Origin of the sequence: Gilliamella sp. Choc6-1, assembly GCF_001690385.1 — a bacterium.
Classification (GTDB): Bacteria; Pseudomonadota; Gammaproteobacteria; order Enterobacterales; family Orbaceae; genus Gilliamella; species Gilliamella apicola_A.
In genome coordinates this window covers 1-1,172 of the sequence record NZ_LZHI01000007.1, presented here as the reverse complement: position 1 = coordinate 1,172, position 1,172 = coordinate 1, and the positions used below count along the sequence as shown (strand labels likewise).

At 38.1% G+C, this 1,172-nt stretch carries 1 protein-coding gene; it reads left to right on the top strand.

Annotated elements, in window-relative coordinates; all coding sequences use genetic code 11:
- Positions 1–1,172: hypothetical protein (locus tag A9G36_RS10070; RefSeq protein ID WP_176700998.1), on the top strand; the 1,172-nt coding region annotated here is incomplete at both ends.

Below are 1,172 nucleotides of genomic sequence, written 5' to 3'. Positions count from 1 at the left end.
AAAGTTTACCTTTACGCTCTGTTTTCCAGATGAGTTTAGTAAAGGGATAGTGGTTAGCTATCTAAAAAATAAAGAGATACTTAACCCTTATGATTTTAAAAACTTTTTAACTAGCAAAATGGCGGGTTATGTCACCTTGGTCAATCGTACAACCGTATTACAACGCAAAATTGACATGGTCAATCAACAAAAATCCCGCAACGACGAAGCGATTCACCAGTCGAATGAGAATAAACGAGAAGACAAAATCAAACAGCGTGAGATAAATCGCGAAATCGAAGCGATGAATCAAAGCGAAATGGAAAAAGCGAAAATTGAAGAAAAACTGTCAACGCATAAACAAGTAAAAATAACTCGTCAAAGTGCTAAAGCAGTTAAACTTAGCTATGGTGTCAATGCAATAATGGGCGTTATCAGCATGTTAAATATTCACGATAACCTAAAAGCGTGGGACACCGTTAAAGAAGGTGAAAGCCAAGATAAAAAAATGCACCAACTGGCGATTGACTTAGGCTCGTTAGCGTTATTAAGTGTTGATAGCGTGGCTTTATACCGTGACATCAAATTAAAAATGCAGCTAGTTAAAGCGATGCGCTCAACGGTTTCGGGCACATTAGTACCTGAAATTAAAGCCAGACTGATGTTAAATACCTTGATTTCTAAAACCGTAGCCAAAGCCTTTGCCGCTATAACTATTTTTGAAGCCTTAGGCGAGTTAAAAAGTGCCTTGGGGATGTGGAATATGGAGGATTCTTCATATTTCTATAAAAGACTATTTGGTTCTATTTTTATAGGGATTGGTACTGTATTATTACTTGCTAGTTCTTCTATGCTAATAGGTGGCGGTGTTATTTTATCACTAGTAGGTTTATATCTAATTGCTTATAGCAAAAAATACGATAATTTTACGCCTATCGATCACTGGTTAAACCGCTGTTATTTTGGGGTGCAAGAAGAGTTTGCCTATTTAGGGTATGGCGCTTATCACGAAGAGCAAGAGGCATTTGTGGGTTTTGGGCAGTCGGTAAATGACTATTTGGTTGCGATGTCGGGCATTGACACCTTTATGATCTTTAAAAAACCAAGTTCATTTAGTGGGATGAAGCTACATCACCGCCACCTCTATTTTTATTTAACATACCCGAATAATGCAACCATCGCCCACCTGCCGT